This window comes from Paenibacillus castaneae, assembly GCF_002884445.1.
Classification (GTDB): domain Bacteria; phylum Bacillota; class Bacilli; order Paenibacillales; family Paenibacillaceae; genus Pristimantibacillus; species Pristimantibacillus castaneae.
The window spans coordinates 1,373,483-1,389,861 of the sequence record NZ_KZ614144.1 but is presented as its reverse complement, the minus strand read 5'-3'; the positions used below and the strand labels follow the sequence as shown (position 1 = coordinate 1,389,861).

The following is a 16,379-nucleotide window of genomic DNA, read 5'->3' as shown; positions in this document are numbered from 1 at the left end:
TGATGCTACAAAGAGTAATAAAGATAACAGATATAAAAAAAAACTCTTTTTATATTTCTTCAATTAAATTACGCTCCTATCTTAATAGATACTCCTGTATTATCACTACCTTTATATACTATAAAAACTCTACCATCGTAATTAGTTTCGAGATTACTTCCAGAGTCAGTAGATTTTAACTCATCTATTTTAATATAATTGTTATATGCTTTCTCAAATGATTTTGGATAATAAAATTTTAAAATGTCCTTAACTAAAGCACGAACTTCTTCTGACGAATCATACGTATTAAGGGAGATACGTTTATAATCTTCTACATATTCTATTGTTACTGTATTATCTGAAAAGACATCAGTTCCCTTTAAATTTATAAGCAATGCTTGTTTCCTAGCATAACTCGTACTCCCCTTAAAACTAGGCAAGCTCTGAATCAACGTATTCAACTCTTCCTTCGTCTTCGGATACGCCACAGGCTTGCCATTCTTCGCCGCCAACGTATTGCTCACCATCACAACAGCCTCTGCACGAGTAGCGTTTTTCTCGCCGCCCATTGAACCATCTGGATAGCCCTGCATGATTTCAAGCTTTTTAGCCACAGCTAAGTATCCAGACTTTACGCCTTCCGCATCCTTACCTAGCGCACGTATCGCCATACGAGCGATCTCTTCACGCGTAATCATTCGATTGGGCTCAAACATGTCTTCTGTGTAATCTTCAACTTTAATAATCGACTGCTTCAATCCAATAGCAATATAGGATCGAAACCAACCCGTATCATCCACAAACGGTGTATCCGTATCTTCTACTTTCAATTTCAAAGCAGATACGAGCGACTTCAAAAATTCAGCACGAGTCATATTAGCGTTTGGTTTAAAGGTTTTGGCATCGTAGCCGTTGATCCAGCCTTGGTTCACAGCCGTATCAATTTCCACTTTGGCCCAGTGTGTTTTTGTATCTGAGAATGCAGCAGCCGCTGCTGCTGCTTGAGTTGATGCTATTAAACTAAATGTAATGGTTATAGCCATAATGGTTTTCATCGTTTTGTTCATTAAAAATACACTCCCCTTTTTGTTTTTGGCAGGCATCATGATTCGACATTGCTGTCCCAATTTGTCGCACACTTCTACTGGAACTTCATACTAATTCATCTCCCTAACTCTTTTTCCTTCTTTTCTCATTATTTCCATATCACTAAACGCGTTTATTCGACAAAACAACGAAAAAAAGCACGCCTCTCCCCTCGTTAGAGGGTATAAGCGTGCTTCGCTATACTTCGCATCAATTAAACAAATGTTACTTCACATAGGCTATTCTGTCAATATCCACCAGAATGTTAGGCTTGCGCCCCTTCGAGCGTCTTTTCTTGCGGCTTCTCAACTGGCTTTAGCTTAAACAGAGGTACCAACATCAGCATACCCAAGAACATTATGCCTCCGGCAACACAGTAAATGCCAACCAGTGGAATTACTCGTTTTAATTGTCCGGCTACGAGCGTCATAATAACCATCATTCCCACAAACATTGGACTAAGTACGCCGTTAACCCGTCCAATATAATTCTCATCAGACCATTGCAGGATCATCGTGCTAATACCGATTTGAATTAATGGAAATCCAAGTCCGCTAATAAACTGCAGCACGAGCGTTATAGGAATACTTGTCGATAAGCCGATACCAACCATACATATGGAGCTAAGCAGGATACCAAGCGCAAGCAGTTTTTGCGGCGGTACTTTTTTGGCAATGACCATCACCGCTCCACCGCCTACCAGCATTGCTACTCCGTTCACCATCAGTATATATTGCAAAAATTCCTTTGGCTGATTCAGCCTTTCCAATACAATAAATATACCTAGCGTCTGAGCAATCCCGACTGCCGTACCGGCAAGCGCGAATGTTCCTCCTAGTTTTTTGAGCACTGGGCTGCGCCATACATACTTAAATCCATCGGTAAGATCTTTTTTGAATTGTCCTTTGATCACAACGTTTGTACGTTCTACCTGACGGTCTGCTGGAATGCGGAAAAGAACAACGGCAGACAACAGAAAGGCTACGCCCATAACGCCGATCGAAATCTCAATACCAAACTTTTGATACGAAATAACGCCTAAAGACGGTCCAAGCACCATAAAAATCGCAATTAGCGATTGGAACATCGCCATTGCAGACTGCAGCTGCTCAGCGGGAATATGCTGCTTGAACAGCTTCATCGCCGAAGGCTGCGAGAACTGCGACAAAATCGCAGAAACAAACGTTGCAAAATAGACCATATGCCATGATCCATACATTAATGTAATTAAGACGATAAACACCGATATGGCCGATAAAAAATCACACCAAATCATAGTTAGGCGCGGCTTCCACCGATCTGCGAATGTTCCCCCAATGAATGAGAAAACAAAAATCGGCAGAAATTCAACGAATCCCATTAAACTAATAGAAAACGGATCCGCATTCGTCTTGTCCGTAACATACATCAGAATTGCAAAGTTACGCACCCAAATCCCAATTTGCAGTAAAACGTTAGAAAACAGAATCGTTTGAAAAAATTTGTTGCGGAACAAGCTTTCTCCCGCACTTTGTACAGCATTTGCAGACATTCAAATCAACACTCCTTCAGTATTAATTCCTCTTCACACAGAAGATTATCTCTTTCCCTCTTCCGCAGGGGAATGATAGCCCTTCTCTCCATATGGCTGAAGCTTACTCAGCCACTGTTCCTTTAAGCTCGCAACTTCCCGATTGTATTGATGAACCATATCGACCGGCTGACGTCCTTCGGCGTCCAGCACGTCTTTATAATCATATCGGATCTTTTGGTCCGTTTTAACGGTCTCGAGAACGAGATACGAAAAATTTTCACTACCAAATTGCTTCCATTCCTTCTGCAATTCCTTATTCGTATGGCCATCCATACTAAGCACAAATTGTTCCTTCCCCCAAAGCGCATCCAAATTAGTAGAACCGCCTATATAAATACGACCATTCACATTATTTTTAATTTGAAAAACACCCATTGAACGTTCACGTTCCTGATATTCCGCCGTTAATTGCTTTCTCTTTGCCTTATCTATTTTCTGAACCTCTTTCTTATCATTTTGCTGCTCCTGAGCCTCGCGCTCTTGAATCCCCTGCTTAGCGGATTTATCGTTCTTATTATTTTGTACTTCCTTTTTCACACTCATTACATCCTTTCCTTTGTCTATTCTGACTTGCTCTGTTTCCAGCCCCTTAACCCAATAAGCATGGCCATCTTCATTACGGTCCAAATAACCATAGTCAATCAAGTTGCGGCGCAGCAGCACATAATCCTCTGCCCAGAATTGGCTAAGCAGCTCATTTACTTCTTTTTCTTCATAACGAATGCCGTTTTTAAAGTAAGACGCAATATGCCGCAGCACTGCGAGTTTACGTTTCTCCTTGCGCGGGTATGAAGCGAGCGGACCATCCGGCCCATTCGGCAAATATTGCTTAATCAGATCCGCATACTCGTTTTCAGTGATGACATAGCGCGCATCAACCTGTGTTGCTGTTCGAAGTATAGGTGCAAATTGCGGAGCAGCAACCGAATCTTGCTCCATCAATTCCATAATAGTGAGCACCAGCTTCGCTTGCTTTGCTTTCTCCTTCAGAACAAACCGATGATTACGGATGGTGGATGCGCTGCCTGCACCTGTACGGTTCATCAATTCTGTATCCGATACATTTTCAGCGAACCCGCGAATCAGCTCCTTCTGCAGGTCAGTAAGTCCGGTAAGCTTCTTATCGAGCTCGAGCAAATAAGCCAGCATAGAGCCATGCGTATGTTGTACATGAAGTGCCGCATACTTTCGTGCCTCGTACAAGCGGCCGGTATCCTCATGACGGAATATCTCCCCATCCTCGAAGCGCTCCCCGCAGGTCAAACAATGGTAGGCATCATCCACTGCATCATATACATAGCCCAGCTTTAATTCCTCAATTGAAGAGGACCAGAATCGTTCGTTTAAATCCACTAAACCAAACACCCCTTAGATACGTTTGTTTATTTTATAGACATTATATAATTACGTTTGTTTTTAATCAATGCTTTTCGAAAAAAATAAAAACAGCCACCTAAGAAATTTCCTTAGAGCAGCTGTTCTCTTATTAACCCTATCTATAATGCCGTTTCTCTCCTATCCTTCGGGAGAAGGAATGCAAGCAAGCCAATAAGCGGCAAAATACTGCAGGCAGTCATAACAAAGCTAAGCGTATGTGAATCTGCCAAATAACCGAGCACTACAGCACCTAGCCCGCCCATACCGAATGCAAGACCGGTAATGAGACCCGATGCGGTGCCCACCTTTCCAGGCATGAGCTCCTGTGCGTATACAACGCTCACGGAAAACCCCGATTGCAGAATGAAGCCGAGTAATACGATTAAAGGATAAACCCAAGCAAGCGGCAAATGCGGCAGCACAATTGCAAAGGGAGCAGCTCCAAGTATCGAGAATAACATCATTTTTTTGCGGCCAATCCGGTCTGCCAGTATTCCTCCAAAGAAGGTTCCTGCAACGCCAGCAGCCATAAATAAAAATAATGGAATTTGTGCTTGCTTGATAGTTAAGCCGTATGTTTCCTCCACATAAAACTGATAAAAGTTGCCGATAGCCGCAGCATACCAAGAACGAGCAAACACGATCGCAAACAAAATTCCGAGCGCGAAAGCAATAATCCTCGGGGAGAGCCCGATATGGCCTTTGCCAGCCGCCCGCTTCTTCTGTGCATTTCCGTTATGTATAGCGAGATGCTTCTTATACCACGGCACGACCTTCAATAAAATAATGATCGCGGCAGCCGCAAGCAGCGTTCCCCAGATGGCCCCCTTTTGGCCGAGCGGGATAAAGATAACCATCGTCATTATCGGTCCAAGCATTTGTCCGAAATTGCCGCCTACTTGATAAATGGATTGCGAGAAGGCGCGGCGATTGCCCGCAGCAAGATGAACGACACGAGAGCCTTCGGGATGGAACACCGCGGAGCCAAGACCTACAAATACTACAGCTAACAGCAGCAGATAAAAGTTAGGGGCAAAAGCAAGTCCAACCATCCCTGCCATACTCGATAGCATTCCAAACGGCAGCATCCAAGGAGCCGGCCTCTTGTCGGAAATAAGCCCTACGACAGGCTGCATAACCGAAGAGGTCATATTCAAAGTGAAAGCGATCCAACCAATCTGGCTGAGGCTCAATTGAAGCGAATCTTTAAGAACCGGAAACAATGCGGATACGACCGATTGCATCATATCATTCATTAAATGTACGGAGCTAATCGCAATTAATATCGCATAGACGGTTGCGTGCTTTATGGCGTCAGCTCTCGTGCTGGCGGCTGATTGTTGTGCTGACATAATTAAAGGACCTGCCTTTCTTTATTAAACCGATTCTTCTCCTCACAGTTCGAGGCGAATATAATTCCCTCAGGCAAACTTTAAGCATACGGGACTTGATAATTGCAGCGTTGAATCTGTTTTGATTAGCATTCCACTGTCAGCATCAATGCTGAATACGACGACATTGCCCGTTTTCTGATTAGCTGCAAGCAGATGCAGGCCATCCGGACTAATTACAAAGTTGCGGGGCGTTTCCCCGCCGCAATCGATATGCTGAACGAGAGACAGTTCTCCGCTCTCTTGGTCAACTGCAAATACCGCTATACTGTTATGTCCGCGATTCGAGCCATACAAATAACGGCCAGACGGATCGAGATGAATGTCCGCCGTATCGTTATAGCCGTTGAAGCCTGATGGCAAAGCCGATACCGTATGACCTGCCTCAAGCGTTCCAAGCTCTTTGTCTGCCTTCAATAAAGTAATGGTTGAATCCAGCTCATTCATAACATAGCCAACGGCCAGATTGGGATGGAAAATGATATGACGCGGCCCAGCCCCACGTTGAACCTCAGCTTTGCCATGCAGCGTGATCGTATTCAGCTTCGCATCATAGCGATAAATGACGATAGCATCAATGCCCAAATCCGCTGCGCACACAAATGAGGAATGAGGCATCGGAACAATGCAATGCGCATGAGGCGCATCCTGCCTTGACGAATTAGGTCCAAGCTCACCTTCATGCTGCTGGACGATGGCTTCAGCCGCTAATTCTCCCTGCGCGTTTAGGGGGATCAAGGCAACATTTCCACCCGTATAATTTGCCGCAAAAAGCGCCTGGCCTTTGTCATCCGTGCTTATGTAGCATGTATGCGCGCCATGTGTAAGTGAGCGGCTATTTGACGCTCTAAGCTGGCCGGTTGCTTCATCAATATGAAACGCAACTACCGAGCCGCCGTCCGAATCGCCCGTCGTTGCGGTCTCGCTTGCAGCATATAAATGTTGACCATTCGGATGAACTGTAAGATATGAAGCATTCTCAACACCGTTCACATGCTGAATGATTGATATTTTTCCTGTTTCTCCATTAAAGCTGCAAACATGAATCGTTGTCTCTTCGGCCGCTCCGTACGATCCTATATATAGGATGCCGCTGTAAATCGGGCGACTATTTTCTTTATTCAAATGCTCTCATCCCTTTCCGTTTTTTGCTTTACAGTGAACATAGCATATGACGTCTCGGCAAACAATGTATTTTTATTTAAAATACTTCACAAAAGCTATTGTGACATGTTACAATGGAAGCGCTAACAATTCAGCGATTCACATTTCTAAAGGGGGTAGTTGAGATGATGAATGTTGTACTGAGCGAACGCAATATTTATGAGGATTTCCAGTTGGAATCAGACGTGCTTTATTTCAAGATTGGAATTCAAGGACTCGTAAGCTTCCATGGCAGAAACTATAATATAAAGAAAAGAATGACTGCCGATCAGCTTCGTCAACTGACAAATGAACAAAACTTCTATCAAATCAGCTCTAACTGCTACATTAATATCGGCAAAATCAAAGCCATCGCAGACGGGACCATTTATTTCGGATCTGACATCTCGGAGTCGAAGCAAGTATCGGTCAATCGCCGCAAGCAATTCGTTATCCAGAAGCTTTTCTCAAAGATCTCATCGAACAAGGATCTGCGTATAACGACATAATTGACAGCCAGCCGTCCTATTTCCGTTAAACACGGAACAGGGCGGTTGTTTGTTTCGTTCTGCCCTGTTATTCTAAGGTGGAATAAGTCATTATATAAAATTTTTAGGAGGACTTTCATGACTACGCAAGGACAAGCATTCGAGCAAGCATTCCATGACGAGCAAGCCATTTGGCTGCAATGGGGCCCGTATGAAGCGGCAGTATTGCCGCAGGTAGGAGCCAATCTGATCGCATTCCGTGACAAAGAAAACAATTATACCTTCTTGCGCGAGCCTTCTGCAGAAGAAATGGATGGCTTCCGCGCTAATCCGGGCATTCATGGCATTCCCGTTCTATTTCCCCCTAACCGCTATGAAGACGGCACTTTTACTTGGAATGGCAGAACGTATACGTTTCCAGTTAACGAAGCCAAGACCGGCAACCACCTGCACGGCTTTTTCCATACCGCTGCTTGGAGCGTTGAGGACTTTGGCACGAATAAAACGGAAAGCTACGTTTCACTTCAAATATCAATTAATGAGAGCCACCAGATCTATACTTATCTGCCGCATTGCTTCACGATCAAGCTTCGCTACTCTTTAAGCGACGCCGGTCTTCTGCAGCATGTGTCCGTACATAATGAAGGGACCGACGCAATGCCTTGCATGATTGCCTTTCACACGGCCATCAACGCACCTTTCGCACCGAACAGCACCGTGGATGACTATCGCTACACGCTTACAATCGGCAATCGTTGGGAGCTGAATGAGCGTATGCTTCCTACAGGCAGCTATCAGCCGCTTAGCGCTGAAGAAGAAGCTATGAAGACGACAGGCCTCTCTCCTATATGGGAGTCCATGGATAACCACTATACAACTGAACCACAAAATGGCCGCAACTCAATGGTGCTTACCGATTCCCGCAATGATGTAACGCTAGTATACGATGTTGGAACCGCTTATAAGCAGTGGATGATTTGGAATAACAATGCAACACCAGGATTTTTCTGTCCAGAGCCGCAGCTTAATTTGGTTAACGCGCCAAATGTTGATTTGCCGGCTGACCAAATTGGACTTGTCTCGCTAGAGCCGGGCGGCATTTGGGAAGAAACTAGCCGCTTGTATGTCAGAAAATAAAATCTAAAGTGAAATCGCTGTCATGCGTGAGGCTAAATCGCAAGCAATTGGCGGAAATGAGCTCATATCGTTACAGCTGCATAGAATAGAGCTAGAAATGGACCTCTGTCAATAAAGTGGACACTTATTTAGGAGAATTAGCTAGCGCTTTTCTTATGAAAAAGCGCAGCAAAGCGAACTGGTGATAAATAGCCAAGTGAGCTATGGATACGTTTGCGATTATAGAAAAGCTCAATGTATTGGAATATTTCATCATAAGCTTGCTTCTTCGTCTTGAATGTCTTGCAGTAAACCAGCTCTTTCTTGAGTACGCTATGAAAAGATTCCATACTCGCGTTGTCATAACAGTTACCTTTACGGCTCATGCTGGCTGTCATCTTATAGGAGGAAAGCTTTTCTCGATATTCGGCAGAAGCATACTGCGAACCACGATCGGAGTGATGGATAAGTCCCTTTTTGGGTTTTTTCGTCTTAAAAGCATCTTCTAATGCGCCAAGGACAAGTTCAACAGTCATTCGAGCAGCAAGCCGCCAACCTACAATTTCACGTGTACAGAGGTCGAGAACACTGGCCAAATAAAGTCGTCCTTCACGACAAGGAATGTAGGTAATATCCGCTGCCCACACCCGGTTAGGCTCCTCTGTAGCAAACTGTTGATTCAGGATGTTCGGAGCTACAGGCTGGTCATGGTTGGAATCGGTGGTGTTTACTCTGAATTTCCTTGAAACACAGGAACGCAATCCTACCTCATTCATATAGTTGCTTACCGTACGTTCACAGGTGTTTATGCCCTCTAACGAGAGCATATGGGTAATCTTCGGACTACCATAGATCCCTTTGGTATCGTGGAAATGATAGTTGATTCGCTCGATTACAGCTGCCTTGCGAAGCTTTTGCTCACTAGGTTTAGCTAGTTTCCACTTATAATAACCGCTCCGAGAAATCTCCATGACCTTGCACATCTTCTCTAGTCGATACTCAGAGCGATGATCTTCGACAAATTGGAACCTTAGTTCTTTTCTTTGCTGAAGATGTGCAGAGCCTTTTTTAAAATGGCCAATTCTTCTTGGAGATCTGCTAGCGCTCGCTCTTTCAGTTGATTTTCGCGTTCTTTCTCTTTTAATTGTTGTTCTAATTGACGAACTTTCTCGGGGTTTGCTAAAGATTCATTGTCGAATTCTCGGTACTTGGCTAACCATTTGTGTACAGTACTCGAGGAAATATTTAATTCTGTAGCAATCTCCGGTACGGACTTCGTCTGATCCTGAATATATTTAACCGTTTGCTTCTTAAAATCTTCATTAAATCGTTGACGTTGCTCCCCCATAAAGGACACCTCTTTCTTCGTTAAGTAAATTATCCATTTCTCCTTAACAGGTGTCCACTTTTTATTCTAGCTCTAAAACTAGCTCTATTCCACAAACTTAGGCTGTTTCAGGAGAAATAGAGCTAGAAGTTAGCTCTATTTCTCAGACAAATGGCGGAAATGAGCTCATTTCGCTACAGCTGCATAGAATAGAGCTAGAAACTAGCTCTATTCCACAAACTTAGGCTGTTTCAGGAGAAATAGAGCTAGAAACTAGCTCTATTTCTTAACCTCCGTTATTTCCGACAAATTAAAGCTAAAAACAAAATGGAGCTGCCCCAAGGTCTTAAACGGCTATTGGGGCAGCTTTTTTTTGTAGGACAAGGGTGACTATTGTCGGGAAAGACTGTAAAATGTAAGCATCGCCCCTCTTATGTCGAGAATTGAAGGGAGAATATGATGCGACAGCCATTAACGAAAGCAATCGTACTTGTATGCCTCTTATGTATTTTTTGTGCAGCATCCCCTTATCCAACCGCCGATGCTGGATTTTTCGATCGGATCAAAGACATATACAATACACCAGAGAAAATAAGCGAGCTGGAATCCCAATATTTAGATGCGAAAGCCGCACTGGCAGAACAACAGCAGCAGCTTGAAGAGTCTCTTCAGGCAGCCGAAGAATACGCCCGCCAGCAGCAGGAGCTGCTAGAGCAGAATGAGAAATTCCGCTTGCAGAACGAGCAGCTAATTGCGCAAAACGCCAGCCTGCAGGCTGAGGTAGAGAAAGCGAAGCAGGACAAGCAATCTTTCATACGCAAATTTATTAATACGATTATCATTATCGTCGCTATATTTGCCGCTTATATCATAGCTCTGCGTGTTTGGCGCTATTTGGTATGGCGTAAGCAGACAAGAGCCGGCAGAAGAGGGATCAGCGGATGAATATAAACGTCCCCGTTCAGATCGGACATGTGCACATCAAGCTGGAAGATGAAGAGAGACTGCATGTGCTTCACCCCAAGTCTATTATCGCCTATCAGGGAGCACCGCAGAACCGTGAAGATCGCTTCATGGATTTGGCTGGCATGTACCGCAAGAAGAAATGGATTCGTTCTCTTCTGTCAGGACCTGCTGAATTCATCATTGGCCTGCCTCGGGGATGCTCGCTCGAAACGGTGGAAATTGATGCAAAAAGCGATCTACTGTTCGATTTTCGCCATGTCATTTTTTTCTCAGACGGCATGAAGCTGAAATCTGTCGTACAGAAGCTCAAGAACGCTTGGATTACTAAGGAATTTGTACGGATGCGCTTCACTGGACCAGGCAGGCTTGGCATTATAACGGCCGGCGATATGAAATCGATTCAGCTGCAGCATGATCGTCCGCTTTACGTAGAGACCGGGGCTCTTGTTGCCTATCCTGCGAACGCGTCTATTCAGCTGTCTGTATACGGAAACAAGCTCGCCAGCCAGCATATGAATGTGCAATGGGAAATTCGCGGCAGCGGCCCTGTCTTGATTCAGACCGGCTCCCGCGATGTCGAGCTTGAGGAGCAGCTGCAAAACGGAGGCTTCATTAAGCGGGTATTGCGTGAAGTGCTGCCTTTTGGCGGCATTTATATTAAATAAAAGAGGCTGGCCTATCGTCATTAGACGAAAGGCAGCCTCTTCTGCATTAAATACCTTGAATAGAGAAACGATGTGTATAAACGCGGTTTGCGAACAAAATATGCTCGTTCTCCGGACGCTGACCCCAGCTGTCATGGCCGCCTACACCCATCTGCTTATGATTCACTCTCACGACTGTCTTATCGCTGACTGGCAGCTTATGAATATGATCATGCGCTTCCAGCTCAAATGGTGTATAAGGCAGTACATTAAGCTCGAAATACGGCGACCCCTTCAATAGAAGTCCTTCTCCTAGCGCGTTGGTTACTTCCGCTTGGCGAACGTCCATTTTGTTGCCGCACTCCTGCGGACGAATGTAGGGAACCATCTGATCCTTAACTTTGCCATTATACCGTCCCAGTTTGCCGCCTGTTTGCCGGTCAAAGTAGGTTTCATCCGGCCCTTTGCCATACCAGCTCACTTGATCAAACTGTGCAGGCATATGGAAGAGGATGCCTACCTCTGGAATTTCGGGCAGGCTCGCGCCCGGCTGCAGCTCTTCATATACCTGCACCTCGCCATCTCCGCTCACCTTATAAACGATCGATAAGAAGGATACGACTGTAGTCGGCAAGCTATAGAACACTTGAACAGTCAGCATGCTGCCTTCAATCCCGTAAGAAAGGCCGCGAAGCACCCGTTCGGCACCTGCCTCTCGCCAAGTCGCTGAACGCTCATTCTGCTTGTTGCCGCGATCATTATCCGTGTAAGCCCGCCAGAAGTTCGGAGCCAACTCATGAGACAACCGTTCAGCTCCCTTCCAATTGTAAGACACAAGGCTTCCTCTCTTTTTGTCGAAGGCAGCAGTGAAACACTGTCCGCGAACGATTACAGCTGCTTCTGTATCCTCTACTGCAATTGCAGGCTTCGCTTCTACTCGCTCAATGCCTGCTTTAATGGGTGCAGGCAGAACGAATTGCTCGAACGCAATCTCATGTCCCGCATCGGCCCAAAGCTTATTTTGTTTCAATAGAAGCTGAACCGTTAATATCGCTTCCTCCGTTCCGCTGGACAGCTCCGGCAGCGTGTATGGAATAGCTAATGTTTCTTCCGTTTCCGGTGCTGCCGCTGCTTGTGCTGTGCCTTCCTGCACCGTAACGCCATCAATCGCAACCGTCCAAGCTAGCGTAAACTGATCAAGCGAACTGAACAAATGACGGTTTGTCACCTTCAGCACACCACTCGCCAAATCTACCGCTTCGAACTTTGCGTTCTGATAAACCTTCTTGACCTCTTGAAGCTTAGGAGATACAGAGCGATCCGCGAAAATAATACCGTTTCCACAGAAATTGCCGTCATTAGGAGAATCGCCAAAGTCGCCGCCATACATCATTTTCACGACACCATCTTGATCCGTTACACGAATGGATTGATCGATCCAATCCCAGATGAAGCCGCCCTGCAGCACCGGATACTTCTCGAAAATATCCCAATACACATGCAAGCCGCCGCATGAATTGCCCATTGCATGACTGTACTCACATAAAATAAACGGCTTCTGCGGATTATTCCGCGCATACTGCTCGACACCTTGCGGACTTGTGTACATATGGCTTTCAATATCTGAAGCTGCTTCAGAAGCACGCCAATGGAACGCTCCTTCATAATGAACGACACGCGAAGGATCAGCTTCACGCAGGTAATCATGCATTTTAATGAAGTTGTCGCCGCCAAACGATTCATTGCCAAGCGACCAAATGACGATGGAGGCATGGTTCTTGTCGCGCTGCAGCATGGAGTTACAACGATCAAGCACGGCATCTGTCCATTCCGGCAAGCTTCCCGGCACAGCAGAGCCTAGCTCCTTCTGTCCATAGGACCAAGCGCCATGTGTTTCTAAATTCGTTTCATCAATGACATATAACCCGTATTCATCACAAAGCTTATACCAAAGCGAGTTATTCGGATAATGCGACGTACGCACCGCATTAATGTTATATTGCTTCATGAGCTGTATATCCTTCAGCATATCCGCCTCGCTGATCGCGCGGCCAGTGTCGCAGGAGAACTCGTGGCGGTTTACACCCTTGAACATAATTCGGCGACCATTAATTTGCATCAAACCGTCTTTAATTTCAAACTTTCGGAAGCCCACTTTACAGCTTAATGCTTCAAGCAGCACGTTATCCTCATTCCTTAGGCTCAATATTAAAGTGTACAGATTGGGCTGCTCCGCGCTCCACTTGAGCGGGTTGGCGACATGTCCGCGAAGAGTTGCCGAAGTGAATTCCTCGCCTTCGACTTTCGTCTTCATCGTTAACGGCGATGGGAATACGGCATTCTGATTCGCGTCGAATAAGGAAGCTTCAATCGTTAGCTCGCCAAGCTGATTGCCGAAATAGTTCATTAGCTTCGTATCCACGATGAACTCGGCATCCTGATACTGCTTATCAAGCTCTGTTTTCACAAAATAATCGTAAATATGCGCTTCTGGCGTTGTATATAAATAGACATCCCGGAAAATACCGCTCATCCGCCAGAAATCCTGATCCTCAAGCCAGCTTGCATCAGACCAGCGATACACCTCAACGGCAAGCCTATTCTCGCCTTCTACTAAGTATGGAGTAAGATCAAATTCCGATGGAGTAAAAGTATCCTGGCTGAAACCGACAAGCTCTCCGTTAAGCCAAACATAGAATGCGGATTCTACGCCTTGAAAGCTTATAAAGACAGGCTTGCCCGTCCAGCCGGCAGGAACGGTAAAGCTGCGTGCATAAGAGCCTACCGGGTTGTAAGCAGTCGGCGCGAACGGAGGTTTAATATCCTCCTTGCCAACCCAAGGATATACCACATTTGTATATTGCGGATAATCATAGCCCTGCAGCTGCCAATGGGCAGGCACCGCTATGTCATCCCAGCTGCTATAGTCATAATCTTTTTCGTAAAAATTTGCAATTCGAGATTGAGCATTCGGAGCAAATGCAAACTTCCACTGTCCGTTCAACAATAAATAATTGGTTGATTGGCTGTGCTTGCGTCCCCATGCCTCCTCTATTGTATTAAAGGGCATAAGCGATGCATGAGCTTCCATTCGATTCAATTGAAAAAGCTCCGGATTGTTGTTCCATTCCGGATAGCCATTAGCAGGCGGTGAATATATTAGTTTTTTACGCAAAACAGTCAGCACCTCTCCCCTATATCTTTACATGATATTCACAGTATAAATCATTCAACATCTTTGTTTAATCCTACAATTTTCAAGTGTTTCTATAAAAATATGAAACTAACGCTACGCCAAATAATAAAAGCTGCCCAGGCATACGATCCCCCTGAACAGCTTTATTCACTACTATTTCCTACAGCTGAAGCTGTTTCAAATTATAGAACTCACCCTTGCTCGACATCAGCTCATCGAACGTTCCAACCTCTACAATTCGGCCCTTCTTCATAACAACAATGCGATCAGCATCGCGAATGGTAGACAAGCGATGCGCGACGATAAACGTTGTTCTGCCCTTAATGAGCTCCTGCATCGCCTTCTGAACATGGAATTCCGACTCATTATCAAGTGCGGAGGTCGCTTCGTCCAAAATAATGATTTTGGGATCGCGGACAAGTGCACGAGCAATGGCAATCCGCTGGCGCTGGCCGCCTGAAAGCTTACCGCCATGCTCGCCCACCATCGTATCCAGACCATTCGGCAGCTGCTCAATGAACTCAGACAGATTAGCCATTTCCACTACACGCTGCACCTGCTCTTCGCTAATTTCACGCAGGCCGTATGTAATGTTGTCGCGAATCGTTCCTGAGAACAAGATATTCGTCTGGGGCACAACGGCCAAATGCTTCCGATAGCTGCGCAGGTCAATGTCGGCTAAATTAATGCCATCCATCAGCACTTTGCCGCCTGTCGGCTGCAGGAAGCCGATGACCAAATTGAGCACGGTCGATTTCCCTGCACCGGATGCGCCGACAAACGCGATGCTCTCGCCCGCCTTGACGTCAAGCGTAACATCCTCCAGCACATGGTACTCACTGTCAGGATACATCAGCTCTACGCCTTGGAATGAAAACTGTCCGCGTACATCTGCTAGCTTTGTTTTACCGCTATTATTCTCAATATCCTTTGAAACGAGAATTTCTTTAATGGAATGTATCGATTCCAAACCCTTGGCAATTTGCGGATAAATGTTAATAAGGCCGGTGACGGATGCCAAGATCATAGCAAAAAAGCCTTGATACATGACCACATCGCCCACTTGAATTTCTCCATTATAGGCGAGGTAAGAAGTAAACATTAAACATAGCACCTGGAAAATTTGGAATGTAACCCAGTTCGTTGATCCGAAAAAAGCTTCAACCAAATCAAGCCGATAGCCTTTGCCTTGAATATTTTGCAGGGTTGAATCAATCTTTGCGATTTCAACCTTCTCCAGCCCGTGAGCTCTCGTGATGGGAATCATCTCGACCATCTCTGACACACGCGAGGACATTTGCTCAATTTCCTTGCGGAACTCCTTGTTCGACTTACGGATTTTCCGGCGGAAAATCGTTACGATTGTAATGGACATCGGAATCGTTAGTACAAAAAACAGCGAAACGGTCCAGCTGCTATTCAATGTAATAATGAACGAAACGATAATATTAACGACTGCGGGCGCCAAAGCTAGCATGAACTGCTTCGACATCATCTCAACCGCTTCCACATCGCGCAGCACCTTTGATTGCAGCTTCCCTGCCGGAAGCTCGCGATGCGAGTTAATCGACAGCTGCTGCAGCTTGCGCACAAGCGCGCTGCGGAGTCCCGCTTCCACGTATCTGACCGCACGGCTTAGAAAGGAGATATACGCCGCGTGCGTCGGTATATTTTGCAATATAACAATTAATATAATGAAGAAATTCATCCAGATGCCGCTAATCGGATACTTGGCTGGATTAGTTGCAATATTAATGATATTGGCTGTTACAATCGGCAGTACATAAACGGGCGCACTTTTTATCAACAAAAAAATTAAAGAAATGAATAAATTTGCGAAATTACCTTTGTACAGGGATAACAGAAACTTTAACGGACTGCTGTTCTCCTCCAGCGCCGCATTCTCAAACGTTTTTGCCAAACCCTTCGATCCGCCCAGCTTGAGGTTAGCGTTTGCGGCTCTCTCTGTCATTTGCTCTCCATCCTTCTGCAGCTCTATATGTCGTTTGCCTGGAAGCAATCACCACCTGCTACCGCCACAATCTTACGCTCATTTCCCGATACTGTAAATGTGTAATCTGGCGTTAAAC

13 protein-coding genes are annotated in these 16,379 nt (G+C 45.4%); 4 read left to right on the top strand and 9 right to left on the bottom strand.

What is annotated here, in order from left to right:
- Positions 1–68 precede the first annotated feature (68 nt).
- From CEF13_RS05880 to CEF13_RS05860, 5 genes are all read right to left on the bottom strand, one after another.
- On the bottom strand, positions 69–1,049 hold the full coding sequence (locus CEF13_RS05880) for an S-layer homology domain-containing protein (RefSeq protein WP_166742991.1): 981 nt from the start codon (positions 1,047–1,049) through the stop codon (positions 69–71).
- A gap of 284 nt (positions 1,050–1,333) precedes the next feature.
- The gene (locus CEF13_RS05875; RefSeq protein ID WP_102709854.1) at positions 1,334–2,599 is read right to left on the bottom strand and encodes an MFS transporter; all 1,266 of its coding nucleotides are present in this window, start codon (positions 2,597–2,599) and stop codon (positions 1,334–1,336) included.
- A gap of 45 nt (positions 2,600–2,644) precedes the next feature.
- Positions 2,645–3,994, bottom strand: a complete 1,350-nt coding sequence (locus tag CEF13_RS05870; RefSeq protein ID WP_102709853.1) for a DUF2087 domain-containing protein — start codon at positions 3,992–3,994, stop codon at positions 2,645–2,647.
- A gap of 143 nt (positions 3,995–4,137) precedes the next feature.
- Complete coding sequence (locus tag CEF13_RS05865) at positions 4,138–5,370, bottom strand: MFS transporter (protein ID WP_102709852.1); 1,233 nt, start codon at positions 5,368–5,370, stop codon at positions 4,138–4,140.
- 69 nt (positions 5,371–5,439) lie between these two features.
- Entirely contained in the window at positions 5,440–6,534 is a 1,095-nt protein-coding gene (locus tag CEF13_RS05860) for a lactonase family protein (RefSeq protein ID WP_102709851.1), read from the bottom strand.
- 164 nt (positions 6,535–6,698) lie between these two features.
- Here CEF13_RS05860 and CEF13_RS05855 point away from each other — a divergent pair, with 164 nt between their 5' ends.
- Entirely contained in the window at positions 6,699–7,061 is a 363-nt protein-coding gene (locus tag CEF13_RS05855) for a LytTR family transcriptional regulator DNA-binding domain-containing protein (protein ID WP_102709850.1), read from the top strand.
- A gap of 117 nt (positions 7,062–7,178) precedes the next feature.
- Positions 7,179–8,177, top strand: coding sequence for an aldose 1-epimerase (locus CEF13_RS05850; RefSeq protein ID WP_102709849.1), 999 nt, complete (start codon positions 7,179–7,181; stop codon positions 8,175–8,177).
- A gap of 137 nt (positions 8,178–8,314) precedes the next feature.
- Here the strand turns inward: CEF13_RS05850 and CEF13_RS05845 are convergent, their stop codons facing one another.
- Both CEF13_RS05845 and CEF13_RS05840 read right to left on the bottom strand, forming a co-directional pair.
- Positions 8,315–9,238, bottom strand: a complete 924-nt coding sequence (locus CEF13_RS05845; RefSeq protein WP_244917140.1) for an IS3 family transposase — start codon at positions 9,236–9,238, stop codon at positions 8,315–8,317.
- Positions 9,187–9,504, bottom strand: a complete 318-nt coding sequence (locus tag CEF13_RS05840; protein ID WP_102709085.1) for a transposase — start codon at positions 9,502–9,504, stop codon at positions 9,187–9,189. The genes CEF13_RS05845 and CEF13_RS05840 overlap by 52 nt, the downstream gene beginning before the upstream one ends.
- Positions 9,505–9,942: 438 nt before the next feature.
- Here CEF13_RS05840 and CEF13_RS05835 point away from each other — a divergent pair, with 438 nt between their 5' ends.
- On the top strand, positions 9,943–10,428 hold the full coding sequence (locus CEF13_RS05835; protein WP_102709848.1) for a hypothetical protein: 486 nt from the start codon (positions 9,943–9,945) through the stop codon (positions 10,426–10,428).
- Positions 10,425–11,114 (top strand): AIM24 family protein, encoded by a 690-nt coding sequence (locus CEF13_RS05830; RefSeq protein ID WP_102709847.1) that lies wholly within the window; start codon positions 10,425–10,427, stop codon positions 11,112–11,114. Before CEF13_RS05835 ends, CEF13_RS05830 begins: the two co-directional genes overlap by 4 nt.
- A gap of 46 nt (positions 11,115–11,160) precedes the next feature.
- Here the strand turns inward: CEF13_RS05830 and lacZ are convergent, their stop codons facing one another.
- Both lacZ and CEF13_RS05820 read right to left on the bottom strand, forming a co-directional pair.
- The gene (lacZ, locus tag CEF13_RS05825; RefSeq protein ID WP_102709846.1) at positions 11,161–14,268 is read right to left on the bottom strand and encodes a beta-galactosidase, LacZ type; all 3,108 of its coding nucleotides are present in this window, start codon (positions 14,266–14,268) and stop codon (positions 11,161–11,163) included.
- A gap of 181 nt (positions 14,269–14,449) precedes the next feature.
- The gene (locus tag CEF13_RS05820) at positions 14,450–16,309 is read right to left on the bottom strand and encodes an ABC transporter ATP-binding protein (RefSeq protein WP_243864937.1); all 1,860 of its coding nucleotides are present in this window, start codon (positions 16,307–16,309) and stop codon (positions 14,450–14,452) included.
- Positions 16,310–16,379: the final 70 nt, after the last annotated feature.

Bases quoted from the DNA above. Each gene is read 5' to 3' on its own strand.
- CEF13_RS05855 (WP_102709850.1), top strand. From the start codon at position 6,699: ATGATGAATGTTGTACTGAGCGAACGCAATATTTATGAGGATTTCCAG.
- CEF13_RS05880 (WP_166742991.1), bottom strand. From the start codon at position 1,049: ATGAACAAAACGATGAAAACCATTATGGCTATAACCATTACATTTAGT.
- CEF13_RS05840 (WP_102709085.1), bottom strand. From the start codon at position 9,504: ATGGGGGAGCAACGTCAACGATTTAATGAAGATTTTAAGAAGCAAACG.
- CEF13_RS05865 (WP_102709852.1), bottom strand. From the start codon at position 5,370: ATGTCAGCACAACAATCAGCCGCCAGCACGAGAGCTGACGCCATAAAG.
- CEF13_RS05850 (WP_102709849.1), top strand. From the start codon at position 7,179: ATGACTACGCAAGGACAAGCATTCGAGCAAGCATTCCATGACGAGCAA.
- CEF13_RS05830 (WP_102709847.1), top strand. From the start codon at position 10,425: ATGAATATAAACGTCCCCGTTCAGATCGGACATGTGCACATCAAGCTG.
- CEF13_RS05835 (WP_102709848.1), top strand. From the start codon at position 9,943: ATGCGACAGCCATTAACGAAAGCAATCGTACTTGTATGCCTCTTATGT.
- CEF13_RS05875 (WP_102709854.1), bottom strand. From the start codon at position 2,599: ATGTCTGCAAATGCTGTACAAAGTGCGGGAGAAAGCTTGTTCCGCAAC.